The sequence below is a fragment of the Rhodospirillales bacterium RIFCSPLOWO2_02_FULL_58_16 genome (assembly GCA_001830425.1).
Taxonomy (GTDB): Bacteria; Pseudomonadota; Alphaproteobacteria; order Rhodospirillales; family 2-02-FULL-58-16; genus 2-02-FULL-58-16.
The window spans coordinates 20,510-27,352 of sequence record MIAA01000048.1 but is presented as its reverse complement, the minus strand read 5'-3'; the positions used below and the strand labels follow the sequence as shown (position 1 = coordinate 27,352).

The 6,843-nt window shown below is 56.8% G+C and carries 1 protein-coding gene (running past one end of the window); it reads right to left on the bottom strand.

Annotation, left to right across the window (positions count from 1 at the left end; genetic code table 11):
* Positions 1-6,463: the 5' portion of a hypothetical protein gene (locus A3H92_12670; GenBank protein ID OHC73613.1), read on the bottom strand. The gene continues 278 nt to the left of window position 1, outside the view; only the first 6,463 of its 6,741 coding nucleotides appear in the window; the start codon lies at positions 6,461-6,463; its stop codon lies off the left edge, out of view.
* Positions 6,464-6,843 lie beyond the last annotated feature (380 nt).

Sequence of the window (6,843 nt, the reverse complement as noted above, 5' to 3'; positions counted from 1 at the left end):
GCGTGTCTTCTGAGGTAGCGGCATTATCGGCCCCCGTTACCGGCAAGAAATTGGAGCCATTAATTATTACCGTCTTGTCATAAAATTTCAGGCGCTCAACATTGGAAAGCGTATCCGTTCCTTCATTGCCATTCACAACTGGCGCCTGGTCCATGATCGTTATCATTCCGCCAGTGATTGTGACACCGTAATCGAAAAAGTTACCGGCATACACCGCCACGTCGTCTCCAATTCCGCCGTCGAACGTATCGTTGCCCCAACCTCCATTCAGCGTGTCGTTGCCGGCACCGCCGTTGAGGACATTATCCCCACTGCCCCCGGTCAGGCTGTCGGCTAAATTCGATCCGGTAATGTTTTCAATGCCGGTCAAAACATCACCAGCAGCGTCGCCTCCGGAGGCGGATCCCGTGGCAAGATCGATGGTCACCCCGCCGGTCGAGCCGTCATAAGATGCCGTGTCGACGCCGGTGCCGCCTTTCATGGTGTCGGCGCCCGCCCCGCCGTCCAGTATGTCATCACCCGAACCGCCGTCCAGCGTGTCGTTGCCGGAATTGCCGATTAAGGAGTTGGTTGTCTCGTCGCCTATCAGCCAATCATCAAAATTGGAGCCCTCAAGGTTTTCGATATTCCATAATGAGTCGCCCACAGCGGTCCCGCCCTGGACGATATTAATACTCTTTAAAGTTCCATCGACGACTCCGGTAATCTCGGCCCTGCCGTCACCGTCAATGTCAACGATCTGCATTTTATCAACGAGATGGTTGGTGTCGAAATTTGTTTTCCAAAAAGTAGGGATGGAGGCGTCATATAAACATATGCCCACGCCATTGGAATTGATGAGCACATCGTTCTGACCGTTCCCATCCAAATCAGAAATAGCAGAAATAGCGATGGCGGAAATGTTCAACGGCCAAGGGCCGGTGATTCTCTGGGACTGATTGGTGACGGGGTCCCACGAATACAGGCCATAAGAGGGCCAATGGGTAAGCACATCGTCCCTGCCATCGCCGTTGAGGTCCCCAACACCGATGGCCGAACTCCCGGTTTGTCCGAAACCGGTCCATATGCCGGTGGCGGAATTGCGCCAGTACATCCCATTGCCCTGCTGATCCAGGATGAGGTCATCACGACCGTCGCCGTTAATGTCGCCGGACATATAATTGGAGTTAGAGTAGATTAAAGGGTCCCCTGAAATTCCGATACTTGTGAAGTTTGAACCATTGAAATCAAACTGATAAGTGCCGATCCCGTCGAATCTGGCCATGATCTCGTCCAAGCCGTCACCGTCAAAATCACCCATCGTCACTTCGGAAACGTTTGTGGAGCCGTATGTGATATAGCTGTTGGCGGTTGCTGTTTTTCTCAGAATCCCCAATCCGCCCGTACTCCAGCCGACGGCCACGTCATTGTTGCCGCCGAAATTATCCATGTTGCCGGCCGCCATGGTTTGGATGCCGTTGCCGGTATATTGATTGAGAGCATGCCAGACGCCGTCGTTCACCTTGACCGTGACGCCCTCGGACGAATCGGTGTACGAGGCCGTGTCCCGGCCGGCGCCTCCATCGAGAAGATCTGAATAGCTGCCGCCAATCAAGATGTCATCGCCGGCGCCGCCATAAAGCTTGTCATGTCCAACTCGGCCTCCAAGGATGTTGCCCCCGGCGTCTCCGGTAAGGAGATCGTCATGGTCCGAACCGACGACATTTTCGATGCTAAACAATTGATCGCCTTCGGCGTGACCGCCAAGGCCGGTTCCCGTGGACAAATCAACCGTTACCCCGGCATCGGACGACCAGTAGGTGGCAAGATCGGCGCCCGCCCCGCCGTCGATGATGTCGGCGCCGGCGCCTCCATCGAGAAGATCTGAATAGCTGCCGCCGATCAGGATGTCATCGCCGGCGCCGCCATAAAGCTTGTCATGCCCAACTCGGCCTCCAAGGATGTTGCCCCCGGCGTCTCCGGTGAGAATATCGTCATGGTCCGAACCGACGACATTTTCGATGCTAAACAATTGATCGCCTTCGGCGTGACCGCCAAGACCGGTTCCTGTGGACAAATCAACCGTTACCCCGGCGTCGGACAACCAGTAGGTGACAAGATCGGCGCCCGCCCCGCCGTCGATGATATCGGCTCCGGCGCCGCCGTCGAGTTGATCGTCGCCTCTTCCAGTATGAAGTTCGTTATTCACATCGTTGCCGTATAGGTAGTCATCGCCGTCGCCGGTGATGATATTTTCTATTACGGCGCCGGTGGCAATCGTCACCGTGCGTCCGGCGATCCAGCTATTCTGGCCGGGATTCAAATAGATAAGGGTGTCATAGTCCACCGCCGAGGCGTTGATGGTATCAATACCGCCGTCGGTGTCCGTGACCACTGCCCTGGCTGCGTCGAATGATGGGAAAGCGCTCCAAAACTCGTTGGTGTATATGTAAGTATCATCCGCCGAAACCGTGTCGCCGTAGAGCTTGAGGGTCCAGTTGTTGATTGTGCCCACATCGCCGCCGGCGGCGTCAGTTACTTTCAAGATCCAGTTGCCGGTCCCGATCTCTCCCCAGTGGTGGGTGCTGGAGAGGGTGAAGTTTATGGCGCCGAGGTTGCTGCCCCGGCCCGTATTGTCATCAGGATTTTTTCCTGGTCGATCCACCAGCACGCTCTCAGTGCCGTCAGGAGACACCAGGGTGACGATTAGATCGCCGATGTTGGTGTGGGCGATATTCAGGTCCACCTCGACGTAATCTATATTAATTCCCGATGCAATATTGACGGTGTCGGTAACAGTTCCCAGATCGGCGATGGCCGTTCCGGGGGCGCTGGCGGCGCTGACCATGATCTCGTTGGCGAAGGTGCTCTGAGCTTGCCAAGTCTCGGCGAGACGGACCGCCGCATGGGCATCGACCACCCCAAAGCCGTAGTCGTTACTGACATGCAACCCGCCGCCGTTCCAATTTCCGGCGGCGTTGAAGCTCCAACTTTGATCGTTGTTGCTGTCAACAAGCCGTGACGAATAGGCGAGGATTTCCTGAACGTCGCGGTACCCCAGGTTGGGATTGGCCTCCAGCATCAGCGCCACGACGCCGGAGATGATCGGCGTTCCGCCGCAGGTGCCAGCGAACCACGTGTAGTCCGGGTTGCTGCCGTCCGCGCCGGCGTTATAGCCATTGACGCCCGTAAGGTCGGATGTTTGTAGCGACACACCCGGCGCGGAAACCAAAAGGCATGCTCCTGTGCTCGAGAAGGTCGCCAACCCGTTCTCGTTAACCGCCCCGACACCGATGGTGAAACGGGAGTTCACGTAGTTGTCGTAGTTGGCCGAATTGGCCTGATACGCAAAACCGCTCAAATGCACGCCGGAACTACGCTGGTTGCCGCCTGTTATCGCCATCACCGTGCCCAAGCCGCTTCGACCGGTCGTGACGGCATTTTGCAGGAGGGATCCCCAGTTCTGATAGGCGGCGGAATTAAAGTCTATGCTGAAGGGATCGTTATAAATCCCAATAATGTTGCCGACATCGGCCTCGGGCAGTTTGGCCAGGGCTTGATCCGTACCGGCCCATGTCGACCTGTATAAGGCCAGGGTTGCGCCATAAGCCACCCCGACGCCCCCTACACCGTTTCGGGCGGCGGCGATCAGACCCAGTACGGGCGTTGAATGCTCATTGCCGGCTGTTGTGGCGAATGGATCTCCGTCTCCATCCAAGAAATCGTAATCAGCGGCGGTGTCATAGTTCGCGGCCAGATCGGCATGGGTATATTCGACCCCATTCGTATCGAGTCCTGCGACTTTGACCCCGGCGCCGGTGTATTCCTGCCATACATCGGTAACATTGATGGCGTTCAAATGCCACTGAGTCGCAAAATTCGGATCGTCGGGCAGGGCCGAGTTGACCTTGATGATCGCCGTCTCGGTGGAAACGCCGCCACGCCCGTCGGAGACCGTATACTCAAGGCGAGCGTTGCCTATGTAGCCCGCATCGGGGGTAAAGACGATATTGCCATTGCCGTCGATATATGCCTCTCCATGTTTTCTAAAATTGGAGGTAGTAGCGTTTACTCCGGTGATGGTAAGCGCGTCGCCGTCCAGGTCATTGGCCCGGGACAACAGGTCGGAAGCTAAAATGGTGATGGATTGCGCACTGCGGGTTTCGGCGGCGCGCCAGTTAAAAGCAATATCCGGATTGGAGTTGGAAACGGCTGCCGCCATGTCTCCGTCGGCGAAGCGCATGGTTTCCACGCCGCGCAGAATATCCGCGCCATCGTTCACAGCGCCGATGCGCAGGTCGCTAACGGTGGTTTCATCGCCGACGGTGGTGATCGTGTAATCGGCCTGGTTGCCGGAAAATACGGCAACGTCGTTGCCGATGCCGCCGATGATATGGTCGTCGCCGGCGCCGCCGGTCAGCATATCGTCGCCGCCGCCGATCGAGCCCGCACCCTGCCGGATGTACCAGGCGTCACCAACCAGCCAGTCGTTGCCGGTTCCGCCATCAAGGATGTCGTTGCCGGCGAGGCCGGTCAGATATCCGGCATCTCCATAAATAATGTCGTCACCCTCGCCCCCCGTAAGGGTGTCGGCGTCGCCGTCCCCGTAGTGGTACATGGCGTCACCGAACATGTAATCGACGCCGCTTCCGCCGCTGATCTCATCGATGCCGGCGCCGCCGATGAGCGTATCGTTGCCGCCCCGCCCCTCCACCTTGTCGTCGTCATCGCCGCCGTCCAGATAATCTTCGCCGACGCCGCCGTACAGCAGGTCGTGGCCTCCCCAGCCCTCTGCGATGAATCCTTCCCTTCCTGTCGTGAAAAAATGGTCGCTGCCGATATCGCCGGAGGCTTTGAACGCTCCTTGAGCATCCATATCAAGGGTGACACGTTGCCCGTCGCGGACCGTGATTTCACGGCGACCGTCCTCATGCAAGGTGCGGATGGTCTTGACGCCGACGCCTTCAACCTTGATGCCTTCCGCGTAACTCAGCAGTCCCACGTCGCCCGCCTTCATGGTTGAGCCATCGGCCAAATAAACGCCGGACGTTCCGTAAATCTCGTTGCCGGCGATGTTTTTATAGGCGCCATCGGAAATCAAATCGATTGAGGTGATGTTCCGGTCGGCAAGGGTCTTTAATTCGCCGGCATCGGTTTCGCCGTCCTGATCCAGGTCCTGCCAGACGCGGAACTGCCCCCACCGGGCGTCGCCGGCATCCAACACTCCGTCCCCATTATCGAATGCTACCCGCAGGGCTTCCAGATCGGTTCGCGTGCCGGGGGCGTGCCGGGTCAAGATCAACTCATCCGTTGAGTTGACGGTCCCGTCGCCATCCAGGTCGATGATCAACATCCCGTCGCCGGCCCCGACCCAGCCGGTGTTTTCCTTGAATCCGTCGGCGTCGATGTCGAAGAAAACGTCCGATTCCTCCAGCCCCACCAATTCGATGGCGCCGTTCCCGTTAAGGTCCAGAACAACGGGAGTCTTGACGTTGTGCACCCGGTAGCCGCCGGCCACGTAGGTATGCAAATCATCCACCTCGAAGTTGTGGACCGTATGGCTGCCGGGAACATACCCGGCCCCCGTGAACGGGGTCTCGCCGCCGTCCGCCCTGACCAGGGGCGCGCCGGAGGCCAGCAGCATCGCCGCCTTGTATTTTCCGTCCTCGGTGAGGAACCTGTGGGCGGGGGTGCACCTGACGCCGTTGATGTCGACCACTTCCTTGTTCTCGTACGCGAAGGCCCGAACCACCCGTCTGGGCTCCAGCGGGCCTTGACCATCAAACGACATCACCATGTCGCCGGCCCGAACCTCGGCAATCGGCTTCTCGTTTCCATCGGCCATCAGGATCGGCGTGGCCGAGGTGAAGCAGGTCGAATGGCCTGACGTCGTGGAGGTCAGGATATTATGATAGGCGCTGAGCAGCCCGTCCCACGCTACCGAGGATCCGGCGTCCGAGCTGTTCGGTCCGCTGCCGCCTGAGTTCTGCCCCACCTGCTGCTGCAGGCTCGTCGTCTTCTGTAACGCCGACTGAATGTCAGAGGAGTAACCGGTGAAAAGGTTTTCGATGCCGATGCCGCTGCCGACAACCGGTTGGGTGTTGATTTGCCCGCCGTTATAGGACCAATAGTTGTCGACGTTGAAGTCTCCGGAGAGACCGCTATCGAGCAAGTTGTTATTGATGTCGGTCACATTAAAGTATTCTACACCATCGGCGCCCGTCGTAAATTCGACCACCCGCTTCGTCCCGTCGACGTTGGTGTAAACGGTGCGCTCATTGGCTCCACCCACATAAGTCACCTGAGCCCCGTACTCCGTCTTGATGGACCATGCGCCGTCGGAATGTTGGGTTGATTCGTAGCCATCGGACCAAACCGTCTTGACATCCCCCGTTAAAAAGCCGGTAGAGTCCACATATGCGTAATCCTTCCAGTCAACGTCGTACGAAATATTCGCAATAAGGGCATTGTTGGCATCGAGCAATGAGCCTGTATTGTTCCATAGGATGACTTCGGATTCATTGTTGGGAAAGATTGTTACGATCTTCTGATCACTGCCCGAACCGGAGATATGACGAGTGGTTTGGGTTCCCTGATTGGATTCTACGATCTTTGTCACATCATGAAAGATCTCAACTGATCTTATTATAATATTATTGGAATCCCTGAACTCAATAACTGTAGAGTTCCCTGTATTATTTTTTGTTACTGAAGTAACATTGCGGTCTTCGTTAGAAATACGTCCTACATAATAACTCGCCATATCGCCTAGTGTTAGAGAATTTACTGTTGGTTGCCCCTCGGCCAAGGCTTGATAATTCTTCATAGAGTGGTGGCTAACCAAAGTGACAATACTTGTTGCTA